Source organism: Mesorhizobium sp. M7A.F.Ca.US.005.03.1.1 (genome assembly GCF_003997975.1).
GTDB classification, from domain to species: Bacteria; Pseudomonadota; Alphaproteobacteria; order Rhizobiales; family Rhizobiaceae; genus Mesorhizobium; species Mesorhizobium ciceri.
Map to the genome: position 1 here is coordinate 12,485 of NZ_RZRO01000087.1, position 15,159 is coordinate 27,643.

The window sequence follows — 15,159 nt, forward strand, 5'->3', positions numbered from 1 at the left end:
CTATGACGCCAGGGACTGGTATTTCAAGGGCCGCTATGGGAGATGGTCCAAGGGCGCGGGATGCTCGGATCAAAAACCGCGGGAACGCGGCCGTATCTTCTTTGATCACTGCCTGATGAACATGCCCGTATAGGTCTGGCCGGCGAGCGTATGGGTTGCGGTCAGCGTGCCGTCGGGCATCATCCTAAAACTGACGTCCGCGCCATTCGGGAGGCGCCCCAGCTTCAACGTATTCCCTACAATTTTTCCTTCGCCCGCGGCCTCACCCGGATTGTCATCGCTCAGAATTCCCCATGCGTAGGTTACGGTCACCTTTCCGTTTGAAGAAACAGATTGAACAGACAGTTTACCTTCATATGTGCCTTCCAATCGCCCGACCCAATTGCCCGAAAAAGCAGCGTACTTTGTTGGAACGCCCTTTGAAGGAGGAATGATTGCCACGGATTGATCCATTATTGCCGGGCCGGGGGGAACAACGGCAGGATCCAAGGCGGATTGGGAGGGAATGGCAGCAGGTTCGATAGCGGCGGATTGCAGCGGTTCAGGAGCCGATTGGCACGCGGGTAGGGCAAGTGCTGCGAAGGCCAGTATAAGGTTCCGCATCAATTTCTCCACATCGTTTCCGACGGACATATCCGAAAGCCCGCTGATCGGCAGAAAGTTCGATTCCCCACCAGGCCGGATTTTGGAGACGCCTGATGAACCATGAGTGACGCCAATAGATAGCCGCTCGTCAACCGTGTGGCGACATTGCGCGGCCGGACCTCAAGCGGGCTCGTTGAGATGCCCATTTGCAAGGCCGGATTTCTCGCTTCAGGTGAGACGCCTTTTGCCTGATGCCTGGCCGGAGCCATCTGGCCCTCATAGGTGAGGTTGCAGCGTCAGGCCTTGGCGGATCAACCACCTCATGTGATGTCGCAGCGACAATTGCGAGCGCAGCCTATGTCATAGGTTAATGCGCTGCTCGAGGGGCTCGATTATGGGTGTGCAGCACTCCTGTGCCCCGTGCAATGAAGTCCCGGCCAAGGACCTGCCTCGGCATCCTGAATTCCCAGTTCCCGACCAGCAGTCCGGCGCCTCGTTACGGCTATCCGGAACTTTTGACGCGGATGCAAGTTCGATAACCAACATCAGCTAGGTAGCCACTTTGTCACCCACTTCATCCTCGGATGTACTTATCCGCAAGCTCCAGAGCATCTCGGATCTCCGAGAGGGCGATATTGATGTTTTGAAAGACATCCAAATTCAGGAGAAGGATTTTCTTGCCAATTACGACCTGGTGCGTGAGGGTGACCGCCCTGTCAATTCGTTCGTGGTTTTGGATGGCCTGCTCGGTTCCACCAAACTTACCGGCGATGGCAAACGGCAGATTACATCCTTCTTTGTGGCTGGGGACATTCCCGATCTGCACGGACTGCATCTGTCGGTCATGGATTGCAATTTCACGACCCTGACAGCAGCCAGACTGGGCTTCATGCGACATGACGCTCTTCGCGCCATTTGCGAACAGCATCCCCGAATCGCGACGGCTTTTTGGCGCTCGACGCTGATCGATGCAGCGATTTACAGGGAATGGGTAACGAATGTGGGACGACGAGAGGCCTATACGCGCATGGCTCACATCTTGTGCGAACTGATCTTTCGCTTGCGCTCGGTTGGACGCATCCAGGATCACGTCGCGGATCTTCCCATTACCCAGGCAGCACTTGGCGATGCATTGGGCTTGTCTACAGTCCACGTCAACCGAATGCTTCAGGAACTTCGACGTAGAGGCCTCATCGCCACCACAGGCCCAAGGGTGCAGGCTCTTGATTGGCCCGGCCTCACTCGTGCAGGTGATTTCGAAACGACCTACCTGCACCAAAGGAACCCCGCAGCTTAGTGGTGACGGAAGCTTTCGGATGGCACGATTTTTCTTTGATAGTGGCGATCACGATGTGGTCATCCAGGACGAAATCGGCATCGAATGTGCCGGTCTGGAGGAGGTGCGCCGCGTGGGCTTCGAAGGCCTTATCGACCTTACGAAAGATGCACTGACCGAGGTGGACGGGCAGCAAGTATTTGTTGAAGTGCGGAACGAAAACGGCGACAGGATTCTGAGGCTGAGCATCTCGCTTCAGATCAAGCTGATGAGATAACGTGCGATAGGACTTGCTTCGACAGAACGCTGCCGAACGCCGGCACACCAAACGGAGCGGCGACGAAGCCGAATGCCCCGTGGCCGGACTGTCGCACGAAGATGCCGCCGCCATTTGCGACCAGCTCGGGTTCTCCACATTGGAGAAATCGGAAAGCCGCAGCAGAAGGGCATGCCCGCCTCAGTGGCGCAATCCGACTGATTTAATCGATGTCCCGATTTTTGTATGAAGTTCTGGAACGCGCACTCTCAGCGCTCGTTCATGTTGTCTCAGCAGAGGGTCGTCGAGATGCAACGAAAAGCGAACGAGGCAAGCCGGGTGGCGAAAGGCCAGGACCTTGAGGTCGAACATCTGGTCGAACTCACGGAAATTGACCCCAAGCAGGCACGAACGCTGCTTCGCAGGCATGGCGCCGATTGGCCGAAGCTCAAAGACGAGGCGGAAGCTCTGAAGAAGGAAGACTAATCGTCACCTTCCGAGCGGTTGGCGAGAAAGCAGTTCTAGCTCATCCTCATCCGTGACCCCAGCCTGGTAGTAAGCCAGAATACGTGATGCGCGCCGCTCCTTCTCGGTTGCGGTTTCGTTTTTGATTTTGCTGCGTGCGAAGACGCGACTGAGCAGGGCAAGTTCTGATGGGGTGAAGGCGTCTCTATGCATCGCATCTCAACTCCCGCGCGCCCGTCTCGAGAGCGTCGAGGTGGGCTGAAGCCGTGTTGCAGCCTCTGCGCGTCTTTCGGAGATTAAACAAAAAGGCTGTCCGCACCAGCCAGAAACGGTCTTTTTCGGGTCACGGCGTGATCTGCCCGGCGGCCGCAACATCTGGCTCGATGGCGACAGCGGAGAAACCGGCTTCAACCCGATCGCAAGACGCCTGGCTCCTCTGTTTCCTTGAACTCTTCCGTATCCCTGGGCGCGGCGACCAGATCCTGGAATCCGAGAGTGGCGACGAGATAGCCTGCTTCGTCGTAAACCTTCGTCACCCAACTGGTCGGGTCCACGCCATCGACAATTCCGTCGAGCATGGCCTCCTTGGCTGCACGCTTCGCCTCTCTGACAGCCTCATCTCGATCAGCCATATCGGCAAAGATTGCAGGCTGGGCCATGCCTTCGATAAACTCGAAGCGAAATTTCGGCATCGGTCGCTCCAGTCATTGTGCCAGCGCATCGGACATTTCTGGCAGGTTTGACGCTCAACGCGGCGGTGTCGAAAAGGATGCAGCGGGTTGATTGCGCTTGATCATCAAACCTCAGGCAGCATTGCTGCCTCCCATCTCCCAGTCGCCTTGCCAACGTGCGCGCACGGCGATCATCAGTGTGGCCGCTTCCGTCATTCCTGTTTCAAACAACCTGATCAGCTCTCTCGCTACGGCGTTGGCCGCCGCCGTGTCGGGCAAGATAGCAAATTCCTGGCACAGCGCGTCGAACGCGTCGCGAAGGATGTTCAGGTCACTGGGGTAGAGAGCTTCCGTATTCGTGCGGGTTGGTCGGCTAAGCATCAGGCGCTCCTATTCGGCTACAGTGGGATTGCTCCCAAGCAGCGGCGCCCGTTACACAGCCGCTGACAATGGCTTTATGCGGCACAGCCCAGCAGGTGTCATTAAACTATGATGCACGGCGCGTCGTTCGCCCGTTGAGGGCGCATATGGAGTTGTCCTTGGCTGTCGTGACGCAAGTTTCTTCGCAATGCGTCGGCGGCCTAGCCCCGACCTGTTGTCCGGCGCCTGGAACTCTTCGCGACTGACGGCATTATCTAGTCCGACCAACCGGGGGCGAAATGGGAGTCACGTCACGCGAACGTTCGTCTGAAGTGCAGCGCTTCCAGCTTCTGGCGGGGTTGGGTGACAGGATTCGGGAGATCGATGATCCTGCCGAACTGGCATTTGCGGCAGCGGAATTGCTTGGGAAGCATTTTGGCATCAGTCGAGCCGGATATGGCACGATCGATCTCGAGAAAGAAACGATAGTCATCGACAGAGACTGGAACGCGCCGGGAATCCGAAGTCTGGCCGGAACTCTGAACTTCAGGGACTACGGCTCCTATGTCGATGATTTGAAACGAGGCGAGACGGTCGTCTTCGAGAATGCCGAGACAGACCCGCGAACCCACGACCATGCCGAGGCTCTCAAAGCAATCAGCGCCCAATCCGTCATCAACATGCCGGTTACGGAGCGCGGCGGGTTGGTTGCGTTATTGTACCTCAATCACTCCGAGCCAAGACACTGGACGCCGGCCGAGGTTGCTCTGGTTTCGGAAGTGGCTGACCGGACGCGCACCGCAATTGAACGGCTTCGTGCGGAGAAGGCCCTGCGTGAAAATGCCGAGCGCCTGGCCTTTCTGGATCGCCTCGGCAGAGAGATATCCCCGGCGACAGATGCCGACGCTGTCATGGAGGTCACCACCCGTCTACTTGGCGAACATCTAGGCGTTTCGATTTGCGCCTACGCTGACATGGAGCCGGACCAGGACCACTTCACCATTCGCGGCGACTGGAGCGCTCCTGGCTCGCCTAGCATCAGGGGGTACTACAGTCTTGCCGATTTCGGTCGCCTCGCTGTTGGCAATCTGACCGCCAATCGGCCGCTCGTCATCAACAACAATCTCGAGGAAATTGCGCCCGAGGAAGCAAAGACCTTTCAGGATATCGGCATAACGGCAACGATCTGCATGCCCTTGGTCAAGCAAGGCCGGCTGGCTGCGCTAATGGCCGTTCACGACACGCAGCGCCGCGTCTGGTCGCAGCGCGAACTGTCCTTGCTGGCGGAGGTGACAGAGCGGTCATGGGCTCACATCGAGCGCGTCCGCTCGGAACAGGCTGCCCGAGCGAGCGAGGAGCGGCTAAGGCTAGCGACCGATGCAGCCGCTATCGGAACGTGGGACTATGATCCCATCACAAGGGTGCTGCGTTGGGACGACCGATGCAAAGCTCTCTTCGGTCTGCCACCTGAGGCGGAGGTGACATATGAGAGCGCGTTCCTGGCCGGTCTCCATCCAGAAGACCGTGAACGGGCGGATGAGGCCGTACGCCGGGCGCTCGCGCCGGGCGAGTCTTCCCGCTACGACATCGAATATCGGACGATCGGGCTGCGCGACGGAAAGGAGCGTTGGATAGCTGCAACGGGCGAATCTCTTTTCCGGTCCGGACGCGCGGTGCGTTTCATCGGCACCGTCATGGATATTACCGCGCGAAAGCGGGTGGAGAACCAGCTTCAGATGATGAATGCGACTGCCGCCGCCGTGGCAGCCGAGCTGGACGTGGAGCGCATTGTCCAGATTGTCACCGACGCTGGCGTCGCGCTGTCAGGCGCGCAATTCGGAGCTTTTTTCTACAATGTCCTCGATGACACGGGGGACAGCTATGTGCTCTACGCCCTGTCGGGAGCGCCACGCTCCGCTTTCGAAAATTTTCCCATGCCACGCAACACGGGCGTCTTCGAGCCTACTTTTCGCGGGACGGGCGTGGTGCGTTCCGATGATATCCTCATGGATGTGCGCTATGGAAAAAATCCGCCGAGGAAGGGAATGCCGGAAGGCCATCTTCCCGTGCGATCCTATCTTGCCGTGCCGGTCATTTCGCGATCGGGCGAAGTGCTGGGTGGGCTGTTCTTCGGACATTCCGGTTGCGGTGTCTTTGCCGCAGAGCATGAGACAGCCTTGCTGGGGCTGGCCGGTCATGCCGCCACGGCAATCGACAACTCCCGACTGTTCAAAGCGCTGCAGACGCTCAACGCCACTCTTGAGCAGCGTGTGGCTGAGGAAGTTGCCGAACGCGTCCGAGCAGAAGAGCACCTGCGCCAGGCGCAGAAGATGGAGGCCGTGGGACAGCTTACCGGTGGCATCGCCCACGACTTCAACAATATGCTGGCTGTCATCATTGGCGGTTTGAATCTCGTGCAGCGCAAGCTCCGAAACGGCGACACGAACGTGAACCACTTCGTCACCGGTGCAATCGATGGGGCACAACGCGCTGCGGAACTTACCAAGCGGCTGCTTGCCTTCTCTCGCCAGCAGCCCTTGGCACCGACGCGCCTGAATCCTAATCGACTCGTCTCCGGCATGAGCGAACTGCTGAGCCGAACGCTTGGAGAGACCATAGCAATCGAGACGGTGCTCGCCGCTGGGCTGTGGCATGTGGAGGCCGATGCAGGGCAATTGGAAAGCGCATTGCTCAACCTTTGCGTCAACGCACGCGATGCCATGCCCGGCGGCGGAAAGCTCACGATTGAAACGTCTAACGCCCATATTGACGATCGGTATGCGAGAGAAAACGCGATCTCCTCGGGCCAGTATGTGATGATAGCGGTCACCGATTCCGGAACGGGCATGACTGCGGACGTGCTGGCAAGAGCCTTCGATCCGTTCTTCACCACAAAGGGAGTCGGCAAGGGTACCGGATTGGGACTTAGCCAAGTGTATGGGTTTGTTCGTCAGTCCGGCGGCAGCGTCAAGATCTATTCCGAACTCGGTGTCGGAACCACCTTGAAGATCTATCTACCGCGGTCGCATGGCGGCATTCCCGACAGCCCGGCCGCCGCCTTGGCGGGCGAGCATCCGGGACGTTCAGACGAGGTCATCATGATCGTCGAGGATGAAGATCGTGTACGCCTGATGGCCGCAGAAGCGCTGCGAGAACTAGGCTATTCCGTCCTGGAAATGTCGGGGCCACGAGACGCACTTGCCGCCGTGGAGAGCGGGCATGTGCCTTCGCTTCTGTTCACCGATGTGGTCATGCCGGAAATGTCAGGCCGCGAACTGGTGGACAAGGTCAGGACATCGCACCCGTCACTAAAGGTGCTCTACACCACCGGCTACACGCGAAACGCGATTGTTCACAATGGCACGCTCGATTTTGGAACGGAGCTTTTGACCAAACCCTACACGATCGACGAGCTGGCCGAGAAGGTCCGAAAGGTGCTCGATCGAAAGTAACGATCGGCCAGAGGCGATGTACTCAAGCGGCCGACCCAAATCCACTGCAGGCACGGCGGGGCGGTATGATGTCTCGCCGGAACCAGGGGGACTGCCGCGAGTTCTCTGGAATGGCAAATCATCCGATCACCAGCGCCCTTACCTCAATCGGCACACTGACTTCCCGTCCCGCTGCGTTCCTGGTCTTGTTGGCCTACGCAATTCTTTGGATGATTTTCGAGCGACAGAGCTTGGATTGGCATGGAGCCGCAACATTGTTCACCTGGGCGATGACGCTGTTCATCCAGCGTGCGGAGCACCGCGACACTCAAGCGATCCATGCCAAGCTGGACGAGATTCTGCGGTCAGATCACGCGGCTTCAAACATCACCCGGATCGACGATGAAGAGCCCGAGGAGATCGAAAAACATCGCCATCGCCAGCAACAGGGCGATTGACGTGCAGCCTTTCGGTCCCGTTGCGTCAGGCGCCCGCAAGAAGACCTCCCGCATTGCGCCTTGGCGAAAGGTGCTCATCTATCTGGCCATTGCCGCCATCGGCAGCCTGCTCACGGTGTTGATCATAAACCTCACTCCGCAGCCGCGCGTTCTACGATCTATCGTCCCCCACCGGTTCGACGCTACGGATCCCCAATTTTCCAAGACGATGAGCAGCTATTCGCAAGGGCAGATGTTCGGTTCCAACGCGGTCCAAACTCTCGTCAACGGAGACGAAATATTTCCCTCAATGCTGCAAGCAATCGGGGCGGCTCGATCCAGCGTCAACATGGAAACGTATATTTATTGGTCAGGAGCCATCGGCTACGAGTTCGCGATCGCATTGGCGACGAAGGCCCGCGAAGGCGTGGAAGTCCGCGTGAACGTCGACTGGGTTGGCAGCCTTCCCTTCGACGAGGACCTGATCCGCATCATGACGACGGCAGGTGTGCGGTTCGAACGCTATCGGCCGCTACGCTGGTATACGTTGGACCGTGTAAACAACCGAACTCATCGCAAGCTGCTGATCGTTGATGGCCGGATCGCTTTCACTGGCGGGGTCGGCATTGCCGATGATTGGCGCGGGAACGCACGCAACTCAAATGAATGGCGCGACACGCATTACCGGATCGAAGGACCAGCCGTGCCCGCATTCCAGGCGGCGTTCGCCGAAAACTGGCTTGAGACGACCGGCGAGACATTGCAGGGCGGGAAGTTCTACCCTGCAGTTGCGGCCGCTGGCGGTCTCGATGCGCAGTTGATACTTTCTTCGCAGCCAAACGGCTCGGAGAACATGGAGTTGATGATGTTGGCGGCAATAGCCGCGGCCAAGGATCATCTGCGCATCGGCATGGCCTACTTCGTGCCGGACGACATCGCGCTGCAGCAGATTCTTGATGCAAGGAAGCGAGGCGTCTCGGTCGATGTCATCGTTCCCAATTGGCTCACGGATGTGCCTGTGGTGCGAAAGGGCTCGCGCTTTTTCTGGGGCGAATTGCTCAAGGCCGGTGTGCGCATCTTTGAGTTTCAACCCACAATGTACCATCCCAAGCTTTTGATCGTCGACGATGCCTGGGTGAGCTTTGGCTCGGCTAATCTGGATGAGCGATCCTTGCGCCTCAACGATGAGGCCAGTCTGAACGTCTACGGCTTGGAATTCGCGCGGACGCAAATAGACGTTTTCAACGAGGACCTGAAGCGATCAAGGCAGGTCAGTCTGGAAGAATGGCAAGCGCGTCCGCTAAGCGAAAAGGTCACCGACTACTTTGCGAGCAGGTTTCGCTCCCAGCTCTGATAATGGCGAGGAGGCGGAGATCCAAAGTCCCCGCGATTGCTCGCCAGGTATTTCGCAGCCTTGCTGGATCAGGTCGCGGAAGCCCTCCCTCCCAGCCGCGCTCGCCGCTGGACTCTCCCAGTGTTCCGCACGGATGTGGAGAGCCTAAAAGACTTCGATCACCTTACGGCTTCTCTTTTTGAGAGCCTGGATGGGTTTGCGGCGAGTTTGCGGCTGCGCCGGCGACGACTCCACCGGACGCTGTGCAAGCCTTGCTTGTCTCAGCCGCGCCGTCTTCTCGGCGCGTTGTGCGCGTTCAGCGTCCAGCGTCTCTTGGCTGATGCGTTTGGCGCGGTCGTATCTTTCCTTGTCATGATTGCGCGTCACGGACACCTCCTAGCCAGCAACAAAAATCCTGCGAACCTTTTTGGTGACACGCTGCTTGCGTTCTATGGGAGACGGCGTGATGGCCTGTGCGAGGCGCGCTTCCTTTAACCGCGCCGTCTTGGCGGCGCGCTCAGCACGTTCCTTGTCGACAATGATTGCTGCAGCTGATGTGGTCTTCTCGTTGCGAGCGTCATTATTGGTCCGCGGCATCTCAGCGCCTCGCCTTAATTCTTGTCGCCCGCAGAGCCATTTTGTACCTGGGTCGTGCTCTAACCTGGTGTATCGCCCCCTTGGGCGAGATTTTGCCTCGATGAGCCGGCTTCATGCGCAGGTGGTTGTCGTTGTCCGCTTGTGGGATGGCCATCTCGGTTCTCCTATGCGGGCCGAACTTCGATATGACACAAGTGTTCCAAGGCAACGCGCAAGCTGCTGGGCTATTTTCGAGGCAAGGAAACGCGCTTCAGGCGCGTGATCGGGGAACCGTGACAGGGGGCCGTAGCTGGAACTTTGAGAGCGCAGATAGCGTCGGCGCCTGCACACGGCGGCCCTCTCCCAAAAGCTGTCAGCCGCGGCGGTGCGATTACCGGCAGCAAAGGAGCTTGGTGTCGACGATGAACTTCCTGGCGACGAGATCGTTCGGACATTGCTGCAGCGCAGGATCCCCCCGCGAGCGCATTAGCTGGGTATTGTATGGCGTTAGGGCCGTTGAACCACCACCGGGGTGTGTCAGTAGCACCTTACAGGCAGCCGCAGGTCCAAACGAGCAGCACCGTTCCAAGCGCATAAGGGACCAGAAGCAAACCTATCGTCACCCAGAAAGCCGGCTCTGCCAAGGCGGCCATGTCCTTGCGAAACTGCTCCATGGGGCTACCCCGGCAACTTCGACAAACGAAAAGAGCTGATCTGGTATGGCCTACGGCCCGCTTTTGGCATCTTCGACCTCCAGCGCATCCATGAGGGCTGCCACATCGCTGGGTTCGCCAGCGGCGTCACCATGCACGCCAGTTCGCGCTTTCTTGAGCGCTTGCTCGATCGCATCTTCAATGTTTCCGAGCTCGTCCTCACGCACCTCGCGACCATAACCGGCCGCTTCGGCATCCTGCTCGAATTGCTGAGCCAGCACGGCGAAGCTCACTTCCTCTTGGCCGGCAAGAGTGCCGACATTCTCCTGCAACCAGCTTTCAAAAAACTCTTTGGTCGCGTTCATCGGATAACTCCTCCACCGGATTAAGCGCGGCGGCGATCCGAAGTTCCGCCATGGCGTCACTTTCTCAATCAGACGAACAGAAGCGCGTGCGCTGACATTCACGGAAGGCAGCTGAACTTTCAGGTGCCACATGACCGCCGCTTCATTTGGCCTTTTGCGTATCCGGCGCGAACAGGGCTTGGCCTGCCAGCTTCGCGTGCAACGTGCGGGCCAGGTCAAGATGTTCAAGCACCGTCGGCAGCTTTTCGGAGGCGAAGCGCTGAAGCGCTGCATCCTCGCCCGAGCCTATCTCCCAAGCCAGGAGCTGCGCCGTCCTTTGGTGATCGACGATCTGCGCCCTCAGGTACGCCAGCTCAAACGCGGCGCCGTCGAGCTTTTCGAGATCGGAACGGATTTTCTTGTGATCTGGATCGAGCCCTTCGGGAAGTGGAATCTTGCTTTTATCGGCCACGGATTTCAGCTGCTCATTGGCCTTGTTGTGATCATCGACCATCCGATTTGCAAATTCACGGAGGTCTTCGTGGCTTGTCTTTCCAGCCGCGAGTCGCCCGAACTCTATCTCGGCCCTGCCGCCTGCCGTAATTAGCTGTACGAAAAGCCGATCCTGATAATTCGTCTGGTGCGGTGCTGGAACTCCAGGCTTCTCCATACTGGTATCGGGGGCAAGACCGGCTGGATTGCCGATTTGCGCCAGCGCACAGCAGGGCGACACTGCCAGGACTACTGTCATTATGGCGGCACGCATGAACTGTCCTCCATTCAATACCTAGTTAATTGTCGGCCACGGTTTTTCCCGGGTGATGTCTAGAGCGTGAGCAAATAGGCCACCAATGCTTCCTTTTCCGATTGGTCGAGCTTCGTTCCGAGCACCAGGTTGAAGAACTCAACGGTATCGCCCAGCGTCATCAGACGGCCGTCATGAAGATAGGGCGGAGAATCCTTGATCCCGCGCAACGTGAAGGTCTTGATGGGTCCATCTGGAATGGCAACCTGGTCGTTGAACGTCTGACCAACTTTGTAGAATCGCTCGAGCTTCAGGTCGTGCATATTGTTGTCCATGAAGGACTGGGCTGGAACATGACATTCGCCGCAGCGGCCCTTTCCCATGAACACCTGCTCGCCCTTGATCTCCAGCGCACTGGCGGTAGCCGGGTCAAGTCGTCCAAAGGGATCGAGCTTGGGTGCCGGAGGAAAATCGATGATGTTCTGCATCTGCGCCATCATCGCGACCTGGTTGGGCCGATCCGGCAGGTTCACGCCCTTGCGGGTGGCGCTCACGTGATCGCCGTTGAAATAGGCGGTGCGCTGTTCGAACTCCGTAAAGTCTTCCACGGAACGCAGCGAGCGCTTGGATCCGTGGATCTGCTGGTTGAACAAGCCGCGCAGGCTGGTTGTGTCGAGCCGGAAGCGCTCGGCTTGCGGCCGCACGTCCGGGGTGAGGTGAAACGCCCCGTTGGTGTGGAAATTGGAATGGCAATCGAGGCAAGCGACACCCGTGCTTTGCATCGCTACCTTCCTGTCCTCGGTCTGGTTGAATTCCTCCTGCGGAAATGGCGTCAGCAGCAGACGAAGTCCTTCCATCTGCACGGGCGTGATGATGCCGTTCATGTATTCGTAGAAGTTGCGTATCGTCAGCAGATCCCCTCGCGACACATCTCCAAGCTCCGGGTGCGTGGTCAGAAATATTGGAGGTGGAAACTCCGGGGTAAGGTGATCCGGTAGATCGAAATCGACGTCGAAGCGGCGCAGATCGCGTCCTTCATCAGCGCCGATCTCTCTAATCTCACTTTCAGGAAAGACCTGACCTCCGGCGGCCTGCTTGACGTGCGGCAACGGTAGGAAGCCTTGCGGCAACAGACCACGATCACGAATTTCCTGAGGGGTTTTCGCTGCCAGGCTGCTCCAGGTTTCGCCTGCCGGCAGTTTCACTCGCGAGCCTTCTTGTACAGCCTTGCGCCCGCCCGACATCATGACGCCGGGCATCGGCCGGTCGGCCAGATCGTAACGGCTCTCGAGCAGGCCGCGTTGCCGTTGTGTCACAGCCGGCTTTTGCGCCTCGTCAGTTTCCTTGACCGAAGAAAAAGGCAAGCTTGGCAATGGACGATACGTCAGATCCGGCGGCAGCGGGTCCGAAGCAACATTGAGCGTGAACGTTGCAGCGCCAAGCAGGACCGGCAAACCAAGATTGAAGATACGCGACATATCCCCTCCCCACAGCGTTGAATTTGGCCCCAACCAGTGCGCGCAAGCTTTGTTCCATAGCTTTGATAGCCCCAACGCTCACGCTCGGCTTTTCGATGATCACCGGTGTCGCTGCTTTGGAGGGTGCGATCTGCGTGCCTTGCCTGCGTACCGTTCTCGCCATCTTCTGGCTGATGACTGCACGTCCGCTGCCGACTCGTGGCCTTGCAGCAGGCCTGCATCGAGCGAAGCTATCTATCCCGACATTCCGGATTGTATCACCCCATCGGCCGACGACCCGTCAGACATCGCCGCATTGTTGATCTGGTCCGTCCCGAACTGAGCGACCTGAACCATCATGGCCCTGGCCTTTGCAATGAGTTCATCGTCGGGAAGAGTATGCCCGGCCTGCAGGGTAACTGTAATACACTCGCCTCCCTCGCCCCGAAATTCCACGACCGGAGCCTGGTCTCGGCTGACGACAACTCCCATCATCTGCATAAAAACCTCCTCGTCGCTTCCTGCATTGGCCAGACAAACGCAACCCAGCTCGGCTATCTAATCCTTGACATAGGCCCCAGGTTGACGCCCGCCTCTGGGCGCCTTGGCGTCTTTCGAATGCTCGGCGACCGCAGGGCCTGCTCCGGATATTTTCTCTGGGGCCGGTGAAGGTGTCGCCGGCTTTGACGGGGTCCTGCCGCTCGATTTCTCGGGGCGGGGTGATATGTCAGTTGAAGACTTGTCTGAAGAAGTCATGGCTCTTTCCCTAGCGCGAAACTCCAATACCAACCTGCGAAACGCCGGGACGTTCCATCGCGATATGATCTCCGTTGTTGAACCTGGAGGCCTTGCTGGGGCGCACCGGCAACGGGCTGATTTCGCAAGACGAATGGCAACGGCCAAGGCGCTCGGGCAAGACACAGCCTGACACATTGCGGCGCGGGTATTGGAATGCGAGCCGACGCGAAACGCTTCATTGAGATCATCCATCACGGAACCCGCGGCAGGCAGCAGCTTCGTCATTTCTGCAGGAATGCGTTTTGCCAACGCGGACACCGCGACCATGCCCGTCGCCCGCCACTCTCTCCTGGTGCCAAGCGCCCGCTTGCAGCGCCTACCTCAAGGAGCCTGCAATACAGGCTGACTCCGCAGCTCAACCGATGAGGAACAATATCTCCCTTTGAAAGTTCTGGCCGACCCATGAAGGAGGTATGAAATGTCAGAATCACGCGAATGGCTTGTCCAATGGCTCAGGGATGCTCACGCCATGGAGGAGCAGGCCGAAACCATGTTGAATGGGCAACTGAACCGGATAGAGAACTATCCTGAGCTCAGCGAGCGGATTCGCCAGCACATCCAGGAGACCAGACAGCAGGCTGCTCGGCTGGAAACCTGTCTTGACCGCATCGGACAAGGATCTTCCACACTGAAGGATGCCGGCGGCAAGCTGACGGCAATGGCGCAGTCGCTCAGTGGGGTGTTCGCCGGGGACGAAGTGATGAAGGGATCGCTTGCAAGCTACACGTTCGAGCACATGGAAATCGCCTCCTACACAATCCTGATCGCCGCCGCCAAATCGCTAGGGGAAGCAGAGGTCGCCCAGCTCTGCGAAGAGAATCTGCGTGAGGAAGTTGCGATGGCGGACTGGTTGAAAAGCCATATTCCAGCGACAGCCGAGCAGTTCCTCGCGCGGGCCGACTCGGAGAGTGACAACGCCAAGCGCTGATCTAGGATCGTGGCTCGCAGGCGATAAGTGAGCGCCGGTCAGCGCAGCGTACGGGCCCGCGCTGACCGCCGTGGCGCGGGCCCACATAGCAACTACCTTGACCAGGTAATATTCGTATCGGTCTTGGGGGTGACCGTCCTGTTTGGGCGGCAACGACAAACCAACGACCTGGTCTGATGACGGCAGTTCCTCATGCGGCGTGGAGCGTCATTCCGATTGAAAACAGGAACTGAGAGAGCGGCATCTTGCGTCAAGACGCAGTCGCAAGAAGCATCGTTAGGCCACTGAAGTGAGAACCTCCGTCGGGCCGGGCCACGAAACATTCGGCAGCGGTCGGGCGTTGTGTCGGGAGTTTGGGGCGACCCGCACCGCCATGTTTTCTTGGCAGGTGATCGAGGCGTTCTGGGAAATGCGCATGCCACGCGGCCTCCGTTATGGCCTGACGATTCGTCCCATCAAGCTGGTCGTTTGTGCCCTCATTCGAGGAGGAAGTCCTTCCAGGCCGAGCGGGTCAGGCAACACCGGAGTATTTTTTCATTACCCTTGCTGCTCGCACGAGTGACGACCAATCAGCTCCCATAGTGGCGACGAGGTCACTAGCTTCTTCGCTGGAAATGCCGGTGCGGGCGGCGAGCTTCTTCGCAAGCAAATCGAAAGCCAGTTCGACTATCGTCATCGTTCAGCCCTTTCGCTAAGCTCTCCAATACCCTCTCGGAGGGTCTCTCGCATTAGCCCATGTTAATGACGCCATTATCCGCGAGGCGAGAAGCAATTTCCTTCACCTCGTGGGCGGCACGACCTATCTCGAATTCTGCAACACACGCAGCGCGCCTGGCGCGCTGCT

At 58.4% G+C, this 15,159-nt stretch carries 18 protein-coding genes; 7 read left to right on the forward strand and 11 right to left on the reverse strand.

Annotated elements, in window-relative coordinates:
* Nucleotides 1-105: 105 nt before the first annotated feature.
* Nucleotides 106-633: a hypothetical protein gene (locus EN990_RS27195; protein WP_245469217.1), complete on the reverse strand. Its 528-nt coding sequence runs from the start codon at nt 631-633 to the stop codon at nt 106-108.
* A gap of 514 nt (nt 634-1,147) precedes the next feature.
* On the opposite strand from EN990_RS27195, the gene EN990_RS27200 reads away from it, so the two are divergent.
* The 3 genes from EN990_RS27200 (at nt 1,148) to EN990_RS27210 (ending at nt 2,603) form a co-directional block, all read left to right on the forward strand.
* Nucleotides 1,148-1,882, forward strand: a complete 735-nt coding sequence (locus tag EN990_RS27200) for a Crp/Fnr family transcriptional regulator (protein ID WP_013525123.1) — start codon at nt 1,148-1,150, stop codon at nt 1,880-1,882.
* Between the two features lie 19 nt (nt 1,883-1,901).
* Complete coding sequence (locus EN990_RS27205; RefSeq protein ID WP_024504626.1) at nt 1,902-2,138, forward strand: hypothetical protein; 237 nt, start codon at nt 1,902-1,904, stop codon at nt 2,136-2,138.
* 225 nt (nt 2,139-2,363) lie between these two features.
* Complete coding sequence (locus EN990_RS27210; RefSeq protein ID WP_032899472.1) at nt 2,364-2,603, forward strand: hypothetical protein; 240 nt, start codon at nt 2,364-2,366, stop codon at nt 2,601-2,603.
* A gap of 3 nt (nt 2,604-2,606) precedes the next feature.
* On the opposite strand, the gene EN990_RS27215 is transcribed toward EN990_RS27210, so the two are convergent.
* From EN990_RS27215 to EN990_RS27225, 3 genes are all read right to left on the reverse strand, one after another.
* Nucleotides 2,607-2,795, reverse strand: coding sequence for a hypothetical protein (locus tag EN990_RS27215; RefSeq protein WP_013525120.1), 189 nt, complete (start codon nt 2,793-2,795; stop codon nt 2,607-2,609).
* A 194-nt stretch (nt 2,796-2,989) separates the two neighbouring features.
* On the reverse strand, nt 2,990-3,274 hold the full coding sequence (locus EN990_RS27220; RefSeq protein WP_027161872.1) for a hypothetical protein: 285 nt from the start codon (nt 3,272-3,274) through the stop codon (nt 2,990-2,992).
* Nucleotides 3,275-3,385: 111 nt separating this feature from the next.
* Nucleotides 3,386-3,634: a hypothetical protein gene (locus EN990_RS27225; RefSeq protein ID WP_013525118.1), complete on the reverse strand. Its 249-nt coding sequence runs from the start codon at nt 3,632-3,634 to the stop codon at nt 3,386-3,388.
* A gap of 278 nt (nt 3,635-3,912) precedes the next feature.
* Here EN990_RS27225 and EN990_RS27230 point away from each other — a divergent pair, with 278 nt between their 5' ends.
* From EN990_RS27230 to EN990_RS27240, 3 genes are all read left to right on the forward strand, one after another.
* Nucleotides 3,913-7,065, forward strand: a complete 3,153-nt coding sequence (locus EN990_RS27230; protein WP_127388432.1) for a GAF domain-containing protein — start codon at nt 3,913-3,915, stop codon at nt 7,063-7,065.
* Nucleotides 7,066-7,175: 110 nt separating this feature from the next.
* Nucleotides 7,176-7,502 carry a low affinity iron permease family protein gene (locus tag EN990_RS27235; protein ID WP_027036398.1) on the forward strand — a complete coding sequence of 109 codons (327 nt, stop codon included), beginning with the start codon at nt 7,176-7,178 and terminating at the stop codon, nt 7,500-7,502.
* The gene (locus EN990_RS27240) at nt 7,447-8,835 is read left to right on the forward strand and encodes a phospholipase D-like domain-containing protein (protein ID WP_127388433.1); all 1,389 of its coding nucleotides are present in this window, start codon (nt 7,447-7,449) and stop codon (nt 8,833-8,835) included. Before EN990_RS27235 ends, EN990_RS27240 begins: the two co-directional genes overlap by 56 nt.
* 144 nt (nt 8,836-8,979) lie before the next feature.
* Here EN990_RS27240 and EN990_RS27245 read toward each other — a convergent pair whose 3' ends face one another.
* The 6 genes from EN990_RS27245 to EN990_RS27275 form a co-directional block, all read right to left on the reverse strand.
* Entirely contained in the window at nt 8,980-9,201 is a 222-nt protein-coding gene (locus tag EN990_RS27245; protein ID WP_013525114.1) for a hypothetical protein, read from the reverse strand.
* A gap of 9 nt (nt 9,202-9,210) precedes the next feature.
* The gene (locus EN990_RS27250) at nt 9,211-9,411 is read right to left on the reverse strand and encodes a hypothetical protein (protein WP_013525113.1); all 201 of its coding nucleotides are present in this window, start codon (nt 9,409-9,411) and stop codon (nt 9,211-9,213) included.
* Between the two features lie 703 nt (nt 9,412-10,114).
* Nucleotides 10,115-10,408 carry a DUF768 domain-containing protein gene (locus EN990_RS27260; protein ID WP_013525111.1) on the reverse strand — a complete coding sequence of 98 codons (294 nt, stop codon included), beginning with the start codon at nt 10,406-10,408 and terminating at the stop codon, nt 10,115-10,117.
* 142 nt (nt 10,409-10,550) lie between these two features.
* Entirely contained in the window at nt 10,551-11,153 is a 603-nt protein-coding gene (locus tag EN990_RS27265; protein WP_082826787.1) for a DUF4142 domain-containing protein, read from the reverse strand.
* Between the two features lie 59 nt (nt 11,154-11,212).
* The gene (locus tag EN990_RS27270; RefSeq protein ID WP_127388434.1) at nt 11,213-12,610 is read right to left on the reverse strand and encodes a cytochrome B6; all 1,398 of its coding nucleotides are present in this window, start codon (nt 12,608-12,610) and stop codon (nt 11,213-11,215) included.
* Nucleotides 12,611-12,844: 234 nt separating this feature from the next.
* Nucleotides 12,845-13,090: a hypothetical protein gene (locus EN990_RS27275; protein WP_013525108.1), complete on the reverse strand. Its 246-nt coding sequence runs from the start codon at nt 13,088-13,090 to the stop codon at nt 12,845-12,847.
* Nucleotides 13,091-13,805: 715 nt separating this feature from the next.
* Here EN990_RS27275 and EN990_RS27285 point away from each other — a divergent pair.
* Nucleotides 13,806-14,315, forward strand: a complete 510-nt coding sequence (locus EN990_RS27285) for a DUF892 family protein (protein WP_024504634.1) — start codon at nt 13,806-13,808, stop codon at nt 14,313-14,315.
* Between the two features lie 511 nt (nt 14,316-14,826).
* On the opposite strand, the gene EN990_RS35595 is transcribed toward EN990_RS27285, so the two are convergent.
* The gene (locus EN990_RS35595; RefSeq protein ID WP_164752019.1) at nt 14,827-14,991 is read right to left on the reverse strand and encodes a hypothetical protein; all 165 of its coding nucleotides are present in this window, start codon (nt 14,989-14,991) and stop codon (nt 14,827-14,829) included.
* Nucleotides 14,992-15,159: the final 168 nt, after the last annotated feature.